At 35.5% G+C, this 18,624-nt stretch carries 20 protein-coding genes; 5 read left to right on the top strand and 15 right to left on the bottom strand.

Going from position 1 to position 18,624, the window contains the following annotated elements; translation table 11 throughout:
- Positions 1–10 precede the first annotated feature (10 nt).
- From FW780_RS20660 to FW780_RS20620, 9 genes are all read right to left on the bottom strand, one after another.
- Positions 11–1,297: a sensor histidine kinase gene (locus tag FW780_RS20660; RefSeq protein WP_149835491.1), complete on the bottom strand. Its 1,287-nt coding sequence runs from the start codon at positions 1,295–1,297 to the stop codon at positions 11–13.
- Positions 1,297–1,968: a response regulator transcription factor gene (locus FW780_RS20655; RefSeq protein ID WP_149835490.1), complete on the bottom strand. Its 672-nt coding sequence runs from the start codon at positions 1,966–1,968 to the stop codon at positions 1,297–1,299. The genes FW780_RS20660 and FW780_RS20655 overlap by 1 nt, the downstream gene beginning before the upstream one ends.
- Positions 1,969–2,174: 206 nt before the next feature.
- Positions 2,175–2,405, bottom strand: a complete 231-nt coding sequence (locus tag FW780_RS20650) for a PepSY-like domain-containing protein (RefSeq protein ID WP_149835489.1) — start codon at positions 2,403–2,405, stop codon at positions 2,175–2,177.
- Positions 2,406–2,415: 10 nt separating this feature from the next.
- Positions 2,416–2,865 (bottom strand): PepSY-like domain-containing protein, encoded by a 450-nt coding sequence (locus FW780_RS20645; RefSeq protein ID WP_149835488.1) that lies wholly within the window; start codon positions 2,863–2,865, stop codon positions 2,416–2,418.
- Between the two features lie 225 nt (positions 2,866–3,090).
- Complete coding sequence (locus FW780_RS20640; RefSeq protein ID WP_149835487.1) at positions 3,091–3,786, bottom strand: YjjG family noncanonical pyrimidine nucleotidase; 696 nt, start codon at positions 3,784–3,786, stop codon at positions 3,091–3,093.
- Positions 3,787–3,988: 202 nt separating this feature from the next.
- Complete coding sequence (locus FW780_RS20635; RefSeq protein WP_047377368.1) at positions 3,989–4,579, bottom strand: RNA polymerase sigma factor; 591 nt, start codon at positions 4,577–4,579, stop codon at positions 3,989–3,991.
- A gap of 195 nt (positions 4,580–4,774) precedes the next feature.
- Positions 4,775–5,266, bottom strand: a complete 492-nt coding sequence (locus tag FW780_RS20630) for a hypothetical protein (RefSeq protein ID WP_149835486.1) — start codon at positions 5,264–5,266, stop codon at positions 4,775–4,777.
- A gap of 86 nt (positions 5,267–5,352) precedes the next feature.
- Positions 5,353–6,633 (bottom strand): methionine adenosyltransferase, encoded by a 1,281-nt coding sequence (metK, locus tag FW780_RS20625; protein WP_149835485.1) that lies wholly within the window; start codon positions 6,631–6,633, stop codon positions 5,353–5,355.
- Between the two features lie 237 nt (positions 6,634–6,870).
- Positions 6,871–7,821 (bottom strand): LysR substrate-binding domain-containing protein, encoded by a 951-nt coding sequence (locus FW780_RS20620; RefSeq protein WP_149835484.1) that lies wholly within the window; start codon positions 7,819–7,821, stop codon positions 6,871–6,873.
- 134 nt (positions 7,822–7,955) lie between these two features.
- Here FW780_RS20620 and FW780_RS20615 point away from each other — a divergent pair, with 134 nt between their 5' ends.
- The 5 genes from FW780_RS20615 (at position 7,956) to FW780_RS20595 (ending at position 12,221) form a co-directional block, all read left to right on the top strand.
- Complete coding sequence (locus FW780_RS20615) at positions 7,956–9,443, top strand: catalase (RefSeq protein ID WP_149835483.1); 1,488 nt, start codon at positions 7,956–7,958, stop codon at positions 9,441–9,443.
- Between the two features lie 105 nt (positions 9,444–9,548).
- A complete protein-coding gene (locus tag FW780_RS20610; RefSeq protein ID WP_149835482.1) occupies positions 9,549–10,316 on the top strand; it encodes an enoyl-CoA hydratase/isomerase family protein in 768 nt (255 codons plus the stop codon).
- A 52-nt stretch (positions 10,317–10,368) separates the two neighbouring features.
- Positions 10,369–10,791, top strand: a complete 423-nt coding sequence (locus FW780_RS20605) for a deoxycytidylate deaminase (protein ID WP_034692520.1) — start codon at positions 10,369–10,371, stop codon at positions 10,789–10,791.
- Between the two features lie 6 nt (positions 10,792–10,797).
- On the top strand, positions 10,798–11,712 hold the full coding sequence (gene xerD, locus FW780_RS20600) for a site-specific tyrosine recombinase XerD (RefSeq protein WP_142718876.1): 915 nt from the start codon (positions 10,798–10,800) through the stop codon (positions 11,710–11,712).
- Entirely contained in the window at positions 11,709–12,221 is a 513-nt protein-coding gene (locus FW780_RS20595; RefSeq protein ID WP_149835481.1) for an NUDIX hydrolase, read from the top strand. The genes xerD and FW780_RS20595 overlap by 4 nt, the downstream gene beginning before the upstream one ends.
- A gap of 105 nt (positions 12,222–12,326) precedes the next feature.
- On the opposite strand, the gene FW780_RS20590 is transcribed toward FW780_RS20595, so the two are convergent.
- The 6 genes from FW780_RS20590 to FW780_RS20565 all read right to left on the bottom strand — a co-directional run bounded on the left by FW780_RS20590 (position 12,327) and on the right by FW780_RS20565 (position 18,439).
- Entirely contained in the window at positions 12,327–12,785 is a 459-nt protein-coding gene (locus tag FW780_RS20590; RefSeq protein ID WP_149835480.1) for a heme-binding domain-containing protein, read from the bottom strand.
- A gap of 4 nt (positions 12,786–12,789) precedes the next feature.
- Complete coding sequence (locus FW780_RS20585) at positions 12,790–14,589, bottom strand: Ig-like domain-containing protein (protein ID WP_149835479.1); 1,800 nt, start codon at positions 14,587–14,589, stop codon at positions 12,790–12,792.
- Positions 14,590–14,614: 25 nt separating this feature from the next.
- Positions 14,615–15,877 carry a serine hydrolase domain-containing protein gene (locus tag FW780_RS20580; RefSeq protein ID WP_149835478.1) on the bottom strand — a complete coding sequence of 421 codons (1,263 nt, stop codon included), beginning with the start codon at positions 15,875–15,877 and terminating at the stop codon, positions 14,615–14,617.
- Positions 15,878–16,045: 168 nt separating this feature from the next.
- Positions 16,046–16,975 carry a 2-hydroxyacid dehydrogenase gene (locus tag FW780_RS20575; RefSeq protein WP_149835477.1) on the bottom strand — a complete coding sequence of 310 codons (930 nt, stop codon included), beginning with the start codon at positions 16,973–16,975 and terminating at the stop codon, positions 16,046–16,048.
- A gap of 181 nt (positions 16,976–17,156) precedes the next feature.
- The gene (locus FW780_RS20570) at positions 17,157–17,699 is read right to left on the bottom strand and encodes an acyl-CoA thioesterase (protein WP_047381641.1); all 543 of its coding nucleotides are present in this window, start codon (positions 17,697–17,699) and stop codon (positions 17,157–17,159) included.
- The gene (locus tag FW780_RS20565) at positions 17,687–18,439 is read right to left on the bottom strand and encodes a hypothetical protein (RefSeq protein WP_149835476.1); all 753 of its coding nucleotides are present in this window, start codon (positions 18,437–18,439) and stop codon (positions 17,687–17,689) included. Before FW780_RS20565 ends, FW780_RS20570 begins: the two co-directional genes overlap by 13 nt.
- Between the last annotated feature and the right edge of the window lie 185 nt (positions 18,440–18,624).

Below are 18,624 nucleotides of genomic sequence, written 5' to 3'. Positions count from 1 at the left end.
TTTCTGAACATCATTTTCCATTATTCTTTGTCAGAATAAAGTAATGCATATCATCTCCGAATTCATAGACAATATCCCAACCCGGGTATTGTTTAATAATGGTTTTAATGATAGACAGTCCTAATCCGGTAGAGGTATGATCTGATCCCTGTTTGTAAAAACGGTTAAATATCCTGGATTTATCCAAAGGAATGGAGGCGCCGCTGTTTTGGAATGTTATCCTGTTATTTTCAACGATTATATTTAATGTACCTTCTTCATGGTTATATTTAACTGCATTTTTAAGAAGATTTGACAACAGAATATCGGCAAGATCCTGATTAAAATCTGCAACGAACCTTCCTTTCTCTATAATATTGACCTCTACTTTTTTAAATGCGATAAAATCTTCATAATTCTGAACTAACTGAGCAATCATTCCATTAAAGTCAACATCTGAGGTTTTATTAAACTGGCTGTTTTCAATTTTGGAAAGCATCAATAAAGATTTATTCAGGCCTACCATTCTTCTCAGATCATTTTTAACTTCGGTAAGGAAGGTCAGGCTTTTTTTATCAAGGTCATCATTCTGAATCAAAAGGTCAATTTTATTAATAACAATAGCCAAAGGAGTCTGAAGTTCATGGGATGCATTTTCAATAAACTGTTTCTGCTGGTAAAAAACAAGCTCGTTACGCTCAATCATTTCATTGATTTCCACATTCAGCTCTTCAAACTCTGTGATTTTATACGTCTGCTTTTCCTGTGAAAAAGGGATTCCGAACTGATATTTTTTAAGCTTATCCAAAATCAGGTAGAAAGGCCTCATTGCTTTATTCAACAGATATCCGTTGATTATTACAATACTTATTACCAAAAGAAGATAAAGCACAATTAAAGCGGTCGTAAGGTCGTAGATCAATTCGTCCTCTTCTACGGTAGAAGTTCTTATGACAAGTCTCTGATTATTTTTAAACTGATCAATAAAGTCTGCTTCAAGCACTCTGTAAGGCTGATCTTTATCATCATATTCCATGTAATACATCTTATTGTAAAGCCTGCTTTTATTTTGATAGTCTTCAGCTTTAATAGGATTGATTTTAAATTCATTAAATCCAAAATCATTATTCTTCAGCAGCTGAGGATTCAGGTAAACGGCTTTAATAATCTGTATTTTTCGGTCCTTTAATCCGTCATCCACATTATCGTGTACTTCATCCAGAATGTAGGCATAAAACAACCCTGCCCAAACTGCAATAATGAACAGCAGGATCATGATCAGGTATTTTATGGTATAATATTTTAAAGAGACTTTCATCAGATAAATTTATATCCTATTCCATACACTGCCTGGAAATCGGCTTCTGCATTGAGTGTTTTTAATTTTCTACGAAGATTTTTAATCTGTGAATAAATAAAATCCAGACTATCAACCTGATCAATATAATCACCCCAGATAGCTTCTGCCAACGTCGTTTTCTGTAAAGTCTTTTCCGGATGAATCACAAAATAATACAATAGATCGTATTCTTTACGGTTAAGAACCAATTCTTCATTTCCAACTTTCACGGTTCTGTTTTCGGGATCAATACTTATATTTTTATATCGAATGATATTTTCACCATCCTGGTTTTTTCTTCTGATCACAGATTTTATTCTCGCCATGAGTTCTGCAAGATGAAAAGGTTTGGCCAGATAATCATCGGCCCCTATTTCCAATCCGGTTACCTTGTCATCTACTGAGTCTTTGGCAGAAAGAATAATCACCGGATCTTTCTTGTGCATTTTTTTTATTTCCTTCAGCAGATCTATTCCGTTTCCGTCAGGCAGCATAATATCCAGCAAAATACAGTCATATTCATAAGAAATAATTTTCTCCAGTCCGTTGCTGTAATTTTCTGCATACTCCACAATGAAATGTTCTGCCTCCAGAAACTTTTGTACTGTATCTTTCAGTTCGGGTTCATCTTCTACTATTAAAATCTTCATACCTCTGGGTCTATATGCTCTGCTGCATGATTAACTAATATCAAATATAGGAAATTATAAGGAGGGAAGCCGGAGATAGAGAAACACCTCCGAAAGTCTACGACAATATAATCAGTATAAGGGTTATATGATAGATGACTGATAAGATATCTATACAATGGAAATTTTCCCTACCCTCTTCCCTCAGGTACTTTTTCATGAATAATCTAATTTGATTTCACATTACGGCCATCTGCATCGAAAACAAGGCATAGACCGTTCATCAAATGAATCTTGTAGGCATTATATTTCTTTTCAATAGAATCAATTACGCTGCAAGGATGATTCCTTGTTATAAATGAAATCATATTCTTTCTAGTCTGAGCAGAAGAAATCTTTCTTCCGTTACTGTTTATTAAATTCCAGTTAACCATAATATTAAAATTTAGTGTTTGCATCTGTTAAATATTAATCATCAATTCTTTTAAAATTTCCGTTTCTGTCAAATTCAAGCTCCAGTCCGTTGGAAAGTTCTGCTTTATAAGACCATCTTTTCTTTTCAACCTTGATGATGTAAGTGTTGGGAAAATTCTTTGTACTGTAGTTTCTGATTGATGCAGGAATGAAACCATACGGAATTTTCTGATGTTTTCCATCCACCTCTTTCCAGTTTCCATTGCTGTCAAATTCCATTTTCATTCCATTGGTAAGATATACTTTGTAATCATCTACTCCATAGATTTCTCTGTCTTCTATGGCTGAGTTTACAGGTATTCCTTTAAAATGGGTCGCAAGAAAGTTCTTAGCTGTTTTCGGTAGCTGATTAGCAGTGATCGCTCTGTCCTGAGCAGCAACCAAGCCTCCCATTAATAAAAATATGATCATTAATACTCCTGTGATTTTCTTTACATTTTTCATAATATTAAAATTTTCTGTTGTTATTATGTTGCAAAGTTCCCAATCAATTTGGGAAAGAATTGGGAATACTCATCCGGTAAAAAATAAATGGGTTTATAATTTAGTTTTAACACAGATTTTCGCTGATGATCACAGATGTTTACATTGATTTGCCAAGGCTGTAAAAACAAATAAGCCATTAAGATGAACTTAATGGCTTATTTATAGATTATAAGGTCTTATACTTTATAAATATTCTTTAATCTGTTGAAGATGGGTAATGGCTTTTAATCCTTCCTTTTGCCTATCTTCCTTATAAACATCAAAGAAAATAGCGTCCATACCAAAGTCTGTAGCTCCCATAGCATCAGCAATCCAATCATCTCCAATCAAGATACTTTCTTCTTTTCTGGCTTCAGAAAGTCCTAAGGAGTACTCGAAAATTCTGGGATTGGGCTTTCTTACTCCCACGGAATCTGCACTGGTAATGGTTTTAAAATAAGGGGCAATTCCGGATAAGGTACATTTCCTTTCCGTCACTTCCTGAAATCCATTGGAAATAATGTGTAAGGTATAATTCTTAGCTTTCAGATATTCCAAAACATCTTCAGCTCCTTCTACCAATTCATTATGACTCACGATATTATCAAGAAAATGCTCTTCAAAATAAAGGGCAAGTTCTTTATTATCTATTCCAAAATGTTTGAATGAATCATAAAAACGGTGTTCTCTCAAGTACTCTTTGCCAATAATTCCATCTCTGATCTTTTCCCATAAATCTTCGTTGATATCATGGTAAACAGAGTGAAACTCTTCAAAGTCAATATGATACTTTAAAGTAATTTCCTGTTTTTCAAAAAGTTCCTTGATGGTAAGATAGGCGTTTCTACGGTGATCCCAGAGTGTATTATCCAGATCAAAAAAAACATGCTGCATTTTCATACAGCACAAAGTTAATCATTTTAATTTTTTAAAACTGGATAATTTTTGCCCTTGCCTTTCACTACTTCAAGGCTTTTTGAAAAATTAAGCAAAAAATTAATGGTTTGTTTCTTAGGTTTCAAAGTTTTCACTTTTAAGGAGTCATTTTTTTTCATAAGCGAAGTATGTTTTCCTTAAAACGTGAAATTTCCAAAAATATTATTTATCTGGTTAATATTATATTATTTTCATCCATGATTTTTCTCAGGTTTATCAGCGCATACCGTACTCTTCCAAGAGTCGTATTAATGCTCATATCTGTATGATCTGCAATTTCCTTGAAACTCAACCCGTCAAAAAATCTCAGTTTGATTACTTCCTGTTGATTTTGTGGTAAAAACTGCAGCATCCTTAAAAGATCTTCCTGTATCTGATTCGTCACAAGCTGATCTTCAATATTTTCAGAAGGCTCCCTGATCAAATCAAAAATAGAATATTCATCAGTTTCAAAAGTAGTTTCCGAAACTTTTATATTCTTTGCTTTTGATCTGAAATGATCGATGATTAAATTGTGAGAAATTCTTTTTGCCCAAAGAATAAATTTACCTTCTTCGTTATAGCGCCCTTCTTTCAGCATAACAATAATTTTCATGAATGTATCCTGAAAGATATCATTAGCTAAATCTTCATCATTAATTTTGTAAAAAATGAATGTAAACAGTTCTCTCTGATGTCGATGAATAAGGGTTGACAATGCACCCTCGTCTCCTTTCTGGTAAAGGGAAATTAGTAAACTATCCGATTTTGATTTCATAACTCTTCTCAATATAAATATTTGCAGACAGGCATTCTACCAGATATTTCTTCTGGCCTTTGCTGTATAAACAAAACAGTTCTAGAGTAGAGTCTATTCTATAGGCGGTAGTACAATTATTATGATGTAAATATAATAATTTTTTAATAACTGTTAACCTATTATTAAATTTTGTAGAGAAAAATCTAAAAAAAATCACTTAAACATATCATGAATGAATACGGTAGGGATATTTAATGTAAAATTAATATTCAGACCTTTCATTTCTTTTCCGTTCAATCTGGTGTCTCCGATAGGGAAAGCATAGCCTCCTGTAAGGTCCAGCATCCCAAATAAGGTAACTCCTATTTTAGGGGCAATATATTTATTGGTTCCTTCTACTCCTGCTAAAAAGTAATAAGAGTGATAGAAGTCTACATTTTTTTCAAAATTAAGAAGAACATCAGCCTGCAGCTTTGGCATAATAGCAAATTTGGAGTCAGCAACTCCCATCAATGCAGATCCTCCCAATCTGTAAATCACATCGTCATTTTTAAGAAAAAGTAATTTCCCTCCTACTTCTCCAAAACTTTGATTCTGGTAGGTATACCCCACAGTAATCATTTTATGCATAGTATATTGTGCCTTTGCTAATGTACTTAGCAAAAACAGAGACAGGACAGCAACTACAGCTCGAAAATTCATCATCTTTCTATATTATTAAGGTGTAAAATTAAAAAAAACTGCCTTATCCAAAGATAAAGCAGCTCATTTATTATTCTTTAAAGGAAAAATTAAATTCCAAAAGCGGCTTTAATTTCCTCTACTTTGTCCAGTTTCTCCCAAGTAAAGAACTCAAGATCTTTTAATGTAAGCTCATTTTTCTGTCCTTTATTGAACGTTTTATCAGCTATATAGTGTTCTTTACCCATATGTCCGTAAGAAGCTGTTTCCTGATAAACAGGATTTCTTAATTTTAGGTTCTGCTCGATAGCATACGGTCTTAAATCGAAAATCGCAGAAACTTTTTTAGCGATATCACCATCATGAAGATCTACTTTTGCTGTACCATAAGTGTTGATGTATAATCCGCAAGGCTCAGCAACTCCAATAGCATAAGAAACCTGTACTAAAACTTCATCAGCCACTCCTGCAGCTACTAAGTTTTTAGCAATATGTCTTGTTGCATACGCAGCACTTCTGTCTACTTTAGAAGGATCTTTTCCAGAGAAAGCCCCTCCTCCGTGGGCTCCTTTACCACCGTAAGTATCAACGATGATTTTTCTACCTGTAAGGCCTGTATCTCCGTGAGGTCCTCCGATTACGAATTTCCCTGTAGGGTTGATGTGATATTTAATCTGATCATTAAATAAAGCCTTGATTTCCTCTGTCTGCTGTGCAACAACTCTTGGAACCAAAATATTTTTAATATCCTCACGGATCTTATTCAGCATTTCCTCTTCAGCTGCAAAGTCATCATGCTGAGTAGAAACTACGATAGAATCAATTCTGATTGGCTTGTGATCATCAGAATACTCAATTGTTACCTGGCTTTTTGCATCCGGACGAAGATAAGTGATTTCCTTATTTTCTCTTCTGATTGTAGAAAGTTCTTTAAGAATGGTGTGAGCAAGGTCCAATGCAAGAGGCATATAGTTAGCCGTTTCATTGGTAGCATATCCAAACATCATTCCCTGGTCTCCTGCTCCCTGTGCATTTGCTTTCGCCTCGAAAGACTCATCATTTACAGCTCTGTCAACACCCTGGTTGATATCAGGTGACTGCTCATGGATAGCAGAAATCACTCCACAAGAATCTCCATTGAACATATATTCACCTTTTGTATACCCAATTCCGTTGATTACTTCTCTGGCAATGGTCTGTACATCAAGATAAGCATCTGACTTTACTTCTCCTGCCAATACCACCTGTCCGGTAGTTACAAGAGTTTCACATGCTACCTTTGAGTCTTTATCATATGCTAAAAAATGGTCGATTAATGCATCGGAGATTTGATCGGCAATTTTATCCGGATGTCCTTCTGAAACTGATTCAGATGTAAATAAATAAGACATATAATTCTTTTGTTTTTAAAGATTTAAAAAATTGTATTGAAGAAAAATATGAATGAAATTGCCCAAAAAAAAGAATACTGTTTTAGCATTTTTTTATAGAGGTTGCAATCAGGTCAAATTTTTCCTCGTAATAAACGTCAGCAAATTTAAGCACTATTTTCGTAATACTCAAAAATTTTGTTTATTAATTATAATTTTATTTAAATTGATGATTTCTATCACTTTAAAGCATTCTCATTACTGAGGCTTAATGCTTACAAATTCTTTTGGACTTTCGTGATAATTCAATTTAAGCTCTAAAGAACTTTTGATAGAATGTGACAATTCATCAATAATTTTCTGCTTAAAGGTTGGCTTATAGTAAATAATACTGATTTCTCTATAAGGGAAAGGTTTTTTGAATCTGAAAACATTTTTCTTCTGCTCTTCCGAAAGCTGGCTCAATGCAAGTTCGGGCAGAATACTGATTCCTCCTACTTTATCTACCATGTGTACCAAGGTCTGGATATTGGAAGCTAAGAAGTCTAAGTTTTTAGGCTTTAATGTATTTTCTTTCAGATGACAAATGTTCTCAAACTGATTTCTAAGGCAGTTTCCTTCTTCAAGCAGCCATACTTTTTCTACATTCAAGTCCTCCGGAATGATATAAGAATTCTTCTTGTTGGCTTCTGTATTGGAACTGTAAATCATCAGTTCTTCATTGAATAAGAAATCCTGATAAAACTCATCAGCCGTATCATAAGGAGTTGAGATAATTCCCGCATCCAGTTCTCCGGCTTTTAAAGCTTTAATAATATTATCTGTTGTCATTTCCTTTACATTCATCTGAATCTTTGGATTATCTTCAAGGAATTTGAAGATTTCCGTAGGCAGAATGAAAGAAGAAACAGTAGGAATAATCCCCAGATTAAGAGTACCTCCTAAAATATTATTCAAAAGGTTTGCTTTGTTTTTCAGCTCATTGACAGACTCTATAATAACTTTTGCCTGATCAATAATCTGAAGACCTACATCTGTGGTACGAATTGGGTGAGTAGTTCTGTCGAAAACCTTCACATCCAGTTCATCCTCAAATTTCTGTATCATGGCACTTAACGTAGGTTGCGTAATAAAACATGCCTGAGCTGCTTTACCAAAATGTTTATACTTATCAACAGCGATAAGATACTCCAGTTGCTGAATGTTCATTTGATTAATATTATCTATTACAAAGATATAACGTTTTTGTTATTAGCAATTAAAAATTCAAGTAAATTTGATATTCACTACCTTTACACTTCGATTTAGAAAAAGGAAAAAGAATTATTCAAATCTTCAATTATATGGATTCTAAAAAATTAACGTTAAGCAACGGCGCACCTTACTTTGAGCATCAGGATTCACAGACGGTAGGACCAAGAGGCCCGGTATTGCTGCAAGACTTTATTCTTCAGGAAAATCTTGCCCATTTCGTTAGGGAAAGAATTCCTGAAAGAATAGTGCATGCCAAAGGAAGCGGAGCATATGGAACCTTTACCGTAACTCATGATATCAGCCAATACACCAAAGCAAAGCTGTTTTCAAAAGTAGGAAATACATGCAGAATGTTTGCACGTTTCTCCACCGTGGGAGGAGAAAAAGGAAGTGCAGATACCGCAAGAGATCCTAGAGGTTTTGCTTTGAAATTTTATACTGAAGACGGAAACTGGGATCTTGTAGGAAATAATACTCCGGTATTCTTTATTAAGGATGCTAAAAAATTCCCGGATTTTATTCATACTCAAAAAAGGCTCCCAAAAACCAATTTAAAAAGTGCCACCATGATGTGGGATTTCTGGAGTTTAAATCCTGAATCACTTCATCAGGTTCTTATATTAATGTCAGACAGAGGAACGCCTCACGGATACAGACATATGCATGGATTTGGGTCTCATACATTCTCTATGATTAATGATCATAATGAAAGAGTATGGGTGAAATTCCACTTCAAAACAAAACAGGGAGTGAAAAACTTTACTGATGAAGAAGCTGTAAAAATGGCCGGCGAAAACCCGGATTTTGCACAGGAAGACCTTTGCAATGCTATTGAAAACGGAGACTTTCCGAAATGGACGATGTATATTCAGGTCATGACTGAGGAGCAGGCAAAAGATTTCAGATGGAATCCTTTTGATGTAACAAAGGTATGGTTCCATGATGACTTCCCATTGATTGAGGTAGGAGAAATGGAGCTTAATGAAGTTCCTGTTAACTATTTCGCTCATGTGGAACAATCTACTTTTTCTCCAAGCAGCCTGATTAACGGAATAAGTTTCTCACCTGACAAAATGCTGCAGGGAAGACTATTCTCTTATCCTGATGCACACCGTTACAGAGTGGGTGTCAACGCCCATCAACTTGAGGTGAACAGATGTCCTTTTGCTGTCAACAATTACCAGAGAGACGGTTATATGGCAGATTCAAGCCAATATCAGGACAAACCAAATTACCATCCGAACAGTTTCGATGATATCAAAGCGGATTCTGACTACAAAAGCTTTGAGTATGAATTAGACAGCGCCCATGTAGCCAGTTATAACAGGAATGATAATGACAGCGATCATTACACTCAGCCAGGGCTCTTGTATTCAAAAGCAATGAATGCAGAAGACAGAGATCGTCTGATTCAGAACATCATTGGAAGCATGAAAGGCATCAGCGGGCCTAAAAAAGATGAGATTATCAACCGACAATTATGTCATTTTTTCCGTGCCAACATTGAGCTTGGCATGAAAGTGGCTTCTCAGCTAAACGTCAATATTGATGCAAATATGATGAATCATTCCAAATAATCATGTTGAATGATAAATTAAAAAAAAGGAAAAAAAAATAATATTTTTTCCTTTTTTTTGTAAAAAATTCATAATTTGCAAAGGATGATATTTTAAAGTGGAAAAATGAGTTACGAGAACATATTATTAAAAAAAGAAGATAAATTATCTATCATTACCATAAACAGACCTGAAAGTTTAAATGCTTTAAATGCAAAAACGATTCAGGAAATCAGTACCGCACTGGACGAGCTTAAAGCTGACAATTCATGCAGGGTAATTATCCTTACAGGAAGTGGAGAAAAATCGTTTGTAGCCGGTGCTGACATCAAGGAATTCAGCGAATTCGGACAGGAAAAAGCAGAAGAACTTGCAAGAAACGGACAAAATACATTGTTCAATAAAATTGAAAATATGTCTAAACCTGTCATTGCAGCCGTAAACGGTTTTGCATTGGGTGGAGGTTTAGAGCTTGCCATGGCATGCCATATCAGATATGCATCGGAAAACGCCAGACTTGGGCTTCCTGAAGTAACTCTTGGATTAATCCCAGGATACGGCGGAACTCAAAGGCTTCCAAAGCTTGTAGGAAAAGGTATTGCCAACGAAATGATCTTCTCTGCCAAAATGATCCCTGCTCAGAAAGCAAAAGAGATCGGCCTGGTAAATGAAGTATATCCTATTGAAGAATTATTAACCAAAACGAAAGAATTAGCAAACACGATTGCCCACAATTCACCAATGGCAATCTCTAAGGCTATAAATGCCGTGAATTTATCTGACACGGAGAAAGGTTTTGAAACTGAAATTAAATATTTCGGGGAACTTTTTGAAATGGAAGATAAGAAAGAGGGAGTTTCTGCGTTTCTAGAGAAGAGAAAGCCGAACTTCTAATCTTTCTACAAGATTTTAATCCAAATTATTTCGAAAAAAACAATGCTGCGGTATGAATAAGTTTGATAAAGCTTATCTAAAAATGGCTCAGGAATGGGCAAAACTCTCCTACTGTAAGAGAAAACAGGTGGGAGCTCTTATCGTAAAAGATAGGATGATTATTTCAGATGGTTACAACGGAACTCCTTCGGGATTTGAAAACTGCTGTGAAGATGGAGAGGGGAAAACACACTGGTACGTATTGCATGCTGAAGCCAACGCTATATTAAAGCTGGCCGCTTCTACTCAATCTGCAAAAGGGGCAACGTTATATCTGACGCTGTCTCCCTGTAAAGAATGCAGCAAGCTAATTTTACAGGCAGGAATTACGAGACTGGTGTATATTAATGAGTATTCAGATGACGATGGAATATCGTTCCTGAGGAACCATAACATTGAAATAGAACAAATATCGGACTGTGAACTAAAAAAATAAGCACAAATGACTTGGGATGAAAAGATCAAAGATTTTGAAATATTTCTTCGTTTCGAAAGAAATTTTTCAGAAAACACTCTCGACGCCTACGTTCGGGACATTAAGAAATTAAAAGATTATGCAAAAGAAGATCTGGCAAACGTCGGTCCAGATTCTATCGGTTACGAAAACCTGCAGGAATACATTTTCAATCTTTCTAAACAGAAATTCAGTGAGAGATCACAGGCAAGATGGATATCTTCCATCAAAGCCTTTTTCAAATTTCTGCTTGAGGATGAATATCGTGAAGACAACCCTGCTGCGTTACTTGAAGGCCCTAAACTGGGATTATACCTACCTGATACCCTAAGCCTGCCTGATATCAACAAAATTATCGCTGCTATTGAGGTCAATACAGATCTTGGAAAAAGAAACCACTGCATCATAGAGGTACTATATGGATGCGGACTTCGTGTTTCTGAACTGATTGATCTGAAGATCTCCAATATCAACTTTAAAGAGCAATATATCAAGGTACACGGAAAAGGAAACAAAACCCGTTTTGTTCCTTTAGCTGATTATACCGCAGATTTGCTGGAAAGTTATATCAAAGAGGTACGTTCTAAAGGTAAAATCAATAAAAAATATGAAGACACTCTGTTTTTGAACAGCCGTGGGACATCTATGTCCAGAGTGATCGTATTTCTTATCATTAAAGAACTTACAGATAAAGCAGGGGTTAACAAAAAAATATCTCCACACACCTTCAGACATTCATTTGCCACACATTTACTGCAGAACGGAGCAGATCTTCGTTATATTCAGGAAATGCTGGGACATTCCAGTATTACAACAACGGAAATCTATACGCATCTGAAAACAGAAGAATTAAGGGATGTTATTTTGAGTTATCACCCGAGAAATATTAATATTGCTCAATGAAACTATTGAAATATTGCCCAAGCTGTGGCAAAGAGTCCTTACACTGGGATGGTGAAAAGAAATGGAGCTGTCCGGAATGTGGTTTTACTTTGTATAACAATGTGGCAGGCGCCGTAGCGGTTGTCATTAGATGTGGTAACGAAATTTACCTTACCCGAAGAAACAGAGATCCTAAAAAAGGAAAACTTGATCTTGCCGGAGGATTCGTTGACCCTAAGGAAAGTGCAGAGGAAACCTGTAAAAGAGAACTTTTTGAAGAACTTCAGCTTGATATCAATATTTCTAATCTGAAATACCTTACCAGTCTTCCCAACATCTATCAATACAAAGAAATTGATTACAATACAATCGATCTATTTTATGAGTATAACGTTTCGGAAAAGTTTGAGGTAAATCTTGAACTCTCAGAGATCTCAGAAGCAGTATGGATTCCTTTGCAGGAACTGAACCTTGAAGATATTGCTTTTGATTCTCAGAAGAGATTCTTTGAGAGCTATTTAAAGAAATAATTTTTGTAAAAATATTCTCCCGCAGATTTTATAAGTTCGGCAGACAATTGTTTTTTAACAGTTTGTAGAGTTTATAAAATCTGCGGGAGTTTTTTATGGTAGAAATTAATAAGTCTTCGTCTTCAGCATTTCTTCAAAATACTGAACCAGCAATGCTCTTTCTGCTTCTGAAAGGTTTGCTTCTTTATGATAAACAATATAACCCGGCATTGGCATTGTCTTGCTTTGGATGGTCTGAATAGATTTAGTAATCATATTCTCCTTTAAATCCTTGTTATAAGTTCCCCAGGTCGAAAAGTTAAGATGCTCTCTCCCTTCATTCACATGGCTCTTTACAGACCATGATACAGGTGCGATAAAAGCATATTTCGGGTAAACTGTTTCATTGGAATGGCAGTCATAACATGCATTTTTAAGCAGTGTTCTGATTTTTTCGGGTGTTTTCCTTGCCTCAACGAAGTTCACAGCAGAATCAATAGGTTTATTGGTTCTGTCGATAGGAAAAAACTGAATCAGGGCAAAAGCCACCAATGTCCAGAATACTATTTTCTTAGCCATTTTCATCTTTTTACTTTGCCGGAGTTAAAACAGCATTACCGGATTTAAATTCCTTTTTCAACGGTTGCTTCGTTGTCGTAGGTGTTACAGACTGCGGAGTTTCTGATACCGGAATAGAAGTTGACGCTGGTGCAGTAGTTCCTGACGTTGATTTCGGGCTGTCAAGTGTTCTGGTATCCTTCAGATCCCAGTCTTCTCTTGTTTCCCACAATCCTCTTACCACCACCTTTTTATGGAAGATATATGCGTCTTCAGCGAATATATCATTAGCGAAATCTGCTTCATCCCAGTATTTATTTCCGTTATTATCTACCAGAATTCTTACAATATATTCCGCAGGTCTCAATATATCAAATTTTACTTTGTCTCCCTTTATGTATTTCTGATAGGCAACTTTGTCTGAAGAATCTATCAGTTGAATCCAGTAATTTGCTTCCGGAGCGTTTGAAATAGAAAATTCAACGCTTCCAAACTGGTCTGCTTTAGCAACATCAAAGTCGAATCTCTTGGACTGACTGTTTTTCGCATAGAATGAAGATACCGTTTCCTTAGGAACAGTAAGCTCATAGCTTTTTCCCATCACAAAATCTGACTGAACATGAATCTGATAAGGATTTGTTTCTGAAATTTTAGCAGTGAATGGTAGAGTTGTTAAACTATCACCTTTGATTTTTAATGTCCATTTTGAAGGGTCAATTTTATCAACGATATAGTTTGATGCAAGCTTTAAATCGGCTTTTGGAGCAATTGAAGTTCCGTCGTTATCGCTAACAATGTCCATTGCATTCTTCTTATTATATCTGTAAAATAAAGAAACGCTGTATGCACTATCTTTCTTCGGACCTTTATCATGAGTAAACACGAGCTTTTCATTTGCTGTCTGGCCTACATCATCTTTTACTGCATCAAACCAGATTCTGACAGAGTCGGATTTTGGATTGTGCGTTATTTTAATATCCTTTATTTTTTCATTCAGTGACTGAACTTTTACTTCCTCAGGGTGTCCTTCAAATGACATCAAAGCTCCTCCTGCAATTTCTTTCATTTCCACATATTTCACAGCTTTTTTGGAAGGATATACTTTTAAATTCAGCCCTGAAATTGATTTTTCAACTTGTACAGGATCTTTCTGGAAACCTACTTTTTCTTTTCCCGGATCATACATAGAGTTCCCGTTCTCATCCTCAAAAGCAATAATTTTATATTTTCCGGGGGTCAGATAATTCAGTTCATAATATCCGTCTTCATCTACCTTGGTGATATAGTAAGGTTTTTTCTTATAATCCATCGTATCTTTTACTTGATACAATCCAACCACAAGTTTATTTTCGGTTGTTGTTCCTGTTTTCTTTTTGATGTCCATCGCATCTTTTACCTCACCACTGATATAAAGATCATCAAGCTTGTCTCCTGTAGAAAACGCAAAATTGAAATACCTCAATATATTCGACTCGTTATTATCTACAATAGAATTTCCGAAATTGAAATTATAAGTGGTATTGGCCTGAAGAGTATCAGTCCATTGGATCAATACAAACTTATTGGCTATATTGGAAGGAAGAATCCTCGTTATTCCTTTAATAGGAGGTGAAATAATCAGGTTTTTATTGATGTCCTTCAATGTCACATATTCATCAAAATCCAGACGAAGCTCGTGAATATCTTTTTTAACATTAATTCTTGTTGTATCAATGTTTGAACTTAAAAACCTTGGTGCTAAAGTATCCTTAGGCCCTCCAACAGGAGATCCCACTCTTGCACATGAATGTACAAGAAAACAGATAACAAATAATAAAAGAAACCTTTTCATGAAAATGTTTAAGCAAAAATAAACATTATTCTCCAAAAACTTCCTGTCCGGAATTTAAAGTATCTTTATTGTCATGCATAACAGTATGCAATTTCTCTTTCTGTAAAGGGAAATCCTCAAATAATCCGGATAATGCAAGGGCTGTATATACTTTGTTTGAATATTTGTTTCCAATGGCTACAATGGTAACTTTAGATTTTAAAAGGTGGGCAAATACAGAATTTGTTCCATGCCACCATCCGTTGTGATACGTCAGTTTTTCACCATTATCAAAAATTTTCATCCTGAATCCTAATCCATAATTATTCATTCCTGCCTTTTCATTGCTGTAAGGAGCAAAAACCATTTCCATCAGTTCCGGTTTCAGGAAGTTTTTTGAAAACATTGCTTTTGAGAAGTTGTACAGATCTCTTGGGGTAGTGTACACATTTTTATCACCGTAAATAAGATCCAGTCTGTCTAAAGGATACAATTTATTCCCCCCATAATAGAAAGACTGTGAAGCTGTGGGAATATCTTTTTCCTGGAAGATATAGGTGTTGTTCATTTTCAACGGAGTGAAAACCATTTCTTTCATCGCCTGCGGAAAAGGAGTTTTTGTTACTTTCTCAACCAATAAAGCCAATAAAGCAAAGTTGGTATTACAGTACATAAATCCTGTATCGGTATCTCTTGCCAGATCCGGTTTGTATTTAATAATCATATTCAATACATCCTGATTGGTAATAAATTGTTTGGAAAGCTCTGCCGGTGCAGGCTGTATTTTGGTAATAAAATATTCGTATTTCGGAAGGCCGCTTCTTTGATCCAATAAGGTCTGAACGGTAACATTGGGATATGGAAATCCCGGGAAAAACTGGGTAAGATGATCTGTAAGTTTTATTTTTCCTGCTTCAATCAGCTTCATCATCGCCATTGCCGTTAATGTTTTAGAAACCGAAGCTACATGCAAAGGGGTATTTTTATCAATTGGCATCTGATTGCCTTCTCTTCCGAAGCCTCTGTAGTTTTCGTAAAGAATTTCATCTCCTTTAGCAACCAGAATTCCGCCGCTAAGATCACCTCCTTCCCATATTTTTTTGTAGTACTGGTCTATATAACTTACCGTCGTCTGTCTGTTCAAAAGCTGTCCATCGCCTTTCGTGAAAATATCTCCCATATCTACGTTTCCGTAGTTAGGAAGGTTGGTTGTATTTTCAGCTGAAACTTCTTTGGCTTCAGACTTTTTCTTACAGGAAAATATTGATAAAAGAACAGTTAGGATAAGTACAAAATTACGCTTCGTCATGAGATTCAAAATGAGCGGCAATTTAATAAAACTCAAAAATAAATAATAAATATGAAAGGGATATTATGAATTATTTAACACAAATGAAAGGAAAACTAAAATGTAAAACAGCAAAAAGGCGAATTCATTTTTTTACAAACCCGCCTTTTATCTTTTATTTTTCTTTGTCTAACAATGTGAAGCGACAATTTTATCTACAATAAACTGAGCCAGTTTTTCTTTACTCTGATGTGTCCAGCCAGCAATGTGAGGCGTGACGATCGCTTTCTCTGACTCCAGAAGGTATTTTAAATCTTCATTTTCTGTTTCAATATGCTCGAAAGAAGATTTTTCGTATTCTAAAACATCCAGACAAGTACCTTTTACCTTCCCAGACTTTAATGCTTCTACTAAATATTTAGTTTTTACATTTTTTCCTCTTGCCGTATTGACAAAATAGAAGTCGTTTTTCATTTCTGCGATGAACGTTTCATCAATAAGATAATGCGTTTCTGAAGTCAAAGGAATATGCAGGCTTAAAACCTCCGCAGACTGTTTCAACTCTTCCAATGAAACCTGTGTAGCATATTCATCCGAAAGGTCAGGAAGTATATCATGGAAGATCACTTTACATCCGAATCCTGAAAGCCTTTTAGCAGTAGCTTTCCCCATATTTCCATACCCGATCAATCCTACTGTTTTTCCTAACAATTCATCTCCTCTGTTTTCTTCGCGCTTCCAAATTCCGTTTTTCACTTCCTGAGATGCAATAAAGAGTCTGTTCATAATTACAAGCAGCATTCCTACCACATGTTCTGCTACAGAGTCTCTGTTTCCTTCAGGAGAATTGATCAGTTGAATTCCTAGTTTTTCGGCAACAGGAATATCTATGTTTTCCATTCCGGCACCTACTCTTGCGATAAACTTCAGGTTCTTACCTTTCTCCAGAAAATTTTTGTCTAAAGGAATGCGGCTTCTGATGATAATACCGTCATAATTTCCAATTTTATCACAAACCTCATCATAAGACGATGTAAAATCCTCTTCCAATATAAAATTCTGAGCCAAAAGCTGTTCAGTAATAAGAGGGTGATTTTTATCTAAAAGAAGTATTTTCATTTTTTTATTTAAAATTTAGAAATTAATAAATTCAGAGATTGAGTAATTAATAATGATTATTTCTGAATGATGAAATTTATTTTACTAGAATATAAGATTAAAAAACAAATGCTTTTAAGCTCGCAAAGGCGTTAGCACTCAGCAAAGTTTAAAAGCATTTTTATTGATAAAGTAATAAATACTATTTCTTGTCTTTCTTAGACTCCTGTGGCTCTTGGAATAACTTTTTGAGTTCTACGGATTCCAAAGGTTTCATTCTTCCGGAAAGGATTAATGAAAGTTCTTTTCTACGGAATGCTGCTGCAAATCTCTCTTTCTCTTCTTCTGTTTCCGGAACCATTTCCGGGATAGGAATCGGACGATTGAATTCATCTACTGCAACGAAAGTATAAATACCTGCATTGGTATGAATTTTCTTCTGATTGATCGGGTCATCCAACCACACATCCACATATACTTCCATGGAAGTAGAAAATGCTCTGGAAACTTTAGATTCCAATACCACAACTCCGCCTTCTGGAATCGGGTGATTGAAAGATACATGGTTTACAGAAGCTGTTACTACTCTTCTCTCGCAGTGTCTTGCTGCAGAAATAGACGCACAACGGTCCATTTTTGCCAAAAGCTCACCACCAAAAAGATTTCTTAAAGAGTTCGTTTCGTTCGGAAGAACGATATTGGTCATAATAGTCAGAGATTCTGACGCTTTTTTTATTTTTGCCATCTATTCTTAGTGTTGTTTGGAACGGCCGGAGTTGGTTTTACTCCTTTTCCGACAGGTTTTGCTAATGAATCTTTTTTCAAAGAATCTGAAACGGATGTTTCCGGAGTATGTACCATCACCTTAATGGTATCTTTTACAATTCTATGGGTAGAAGTCTGTACGGAAACCTTATTGAAAGACTTTTTACCGAAAAGAAGTTCCTGCTGGGTAAAAGCCAGATATAAAATCCCCAAAACCGGAATAATCAAAAGGAAAGTCCAGAGAATCGTCTTTCTGAATTTAAAATCTTTTTCACGGTTAACTGAAGGGGTTACTTTTTCTCCGTTATTGATATCTGAAAATCTGATCTCTTCCAGGCCATAAAAGTCCGGACGCCCTGATTCTATTCTTTTCCCTTTGAAATAGGTATGTCCTTCTTCAATGAAGACTGTTCCAAGGTTTTGAATTTCAAGAACCTGTTCGGCCTGAAGTTTCTTCTTCCAAAAATCGGTCTGGATCTTCAGATCACTTCTTGAAGCCTCCAAAGACATCTGTTTCTGTCCTGCAATAAAAGCAGTAAGATCTTCAGCCTGTACTTCGTAGTCTATTGTAAATTCAATCTGACTGGCTGGAGGTAAGATGCTCCCGTTTTCGGAATTGATAATTGCCTTAGAATTTTTCAGTGAAAACACCCCAAAGCCTGGAACCGTGGCAGTTCCAAATTGTTTTAAGTATTCTAAAATGTATGCTGAAATATTCATTTGGCAGCAAATTTATAACTTTTTCATGACTTTTTAAGATATTTAACCTATATAAAAAAAGACTGCCGAAACAGTCTTTTGATTATTCTGTATCAAAATAGGAATACGGATATTTAAACTTCTTTTTTTAAGCTCAACAATTATAATGAAATGAGTAAAAGTTCAAATTTTCAAATTCACTTATT

Source organism: Chryseobacterium sediminis (genome assembly GCF_008386505.1).
Lineage (GTDB): Bacteria > Bacteroidota > Bacteroidia > Flavobacteriales > Weeksellaceae > Chryseobacterium > Chryseobacterium sediminis.
The sequence above is the reverse complement of the archived record's forward strand: the minus strand, read 5'-3'. Positions and strand labels throughout refer to the sequence as shown.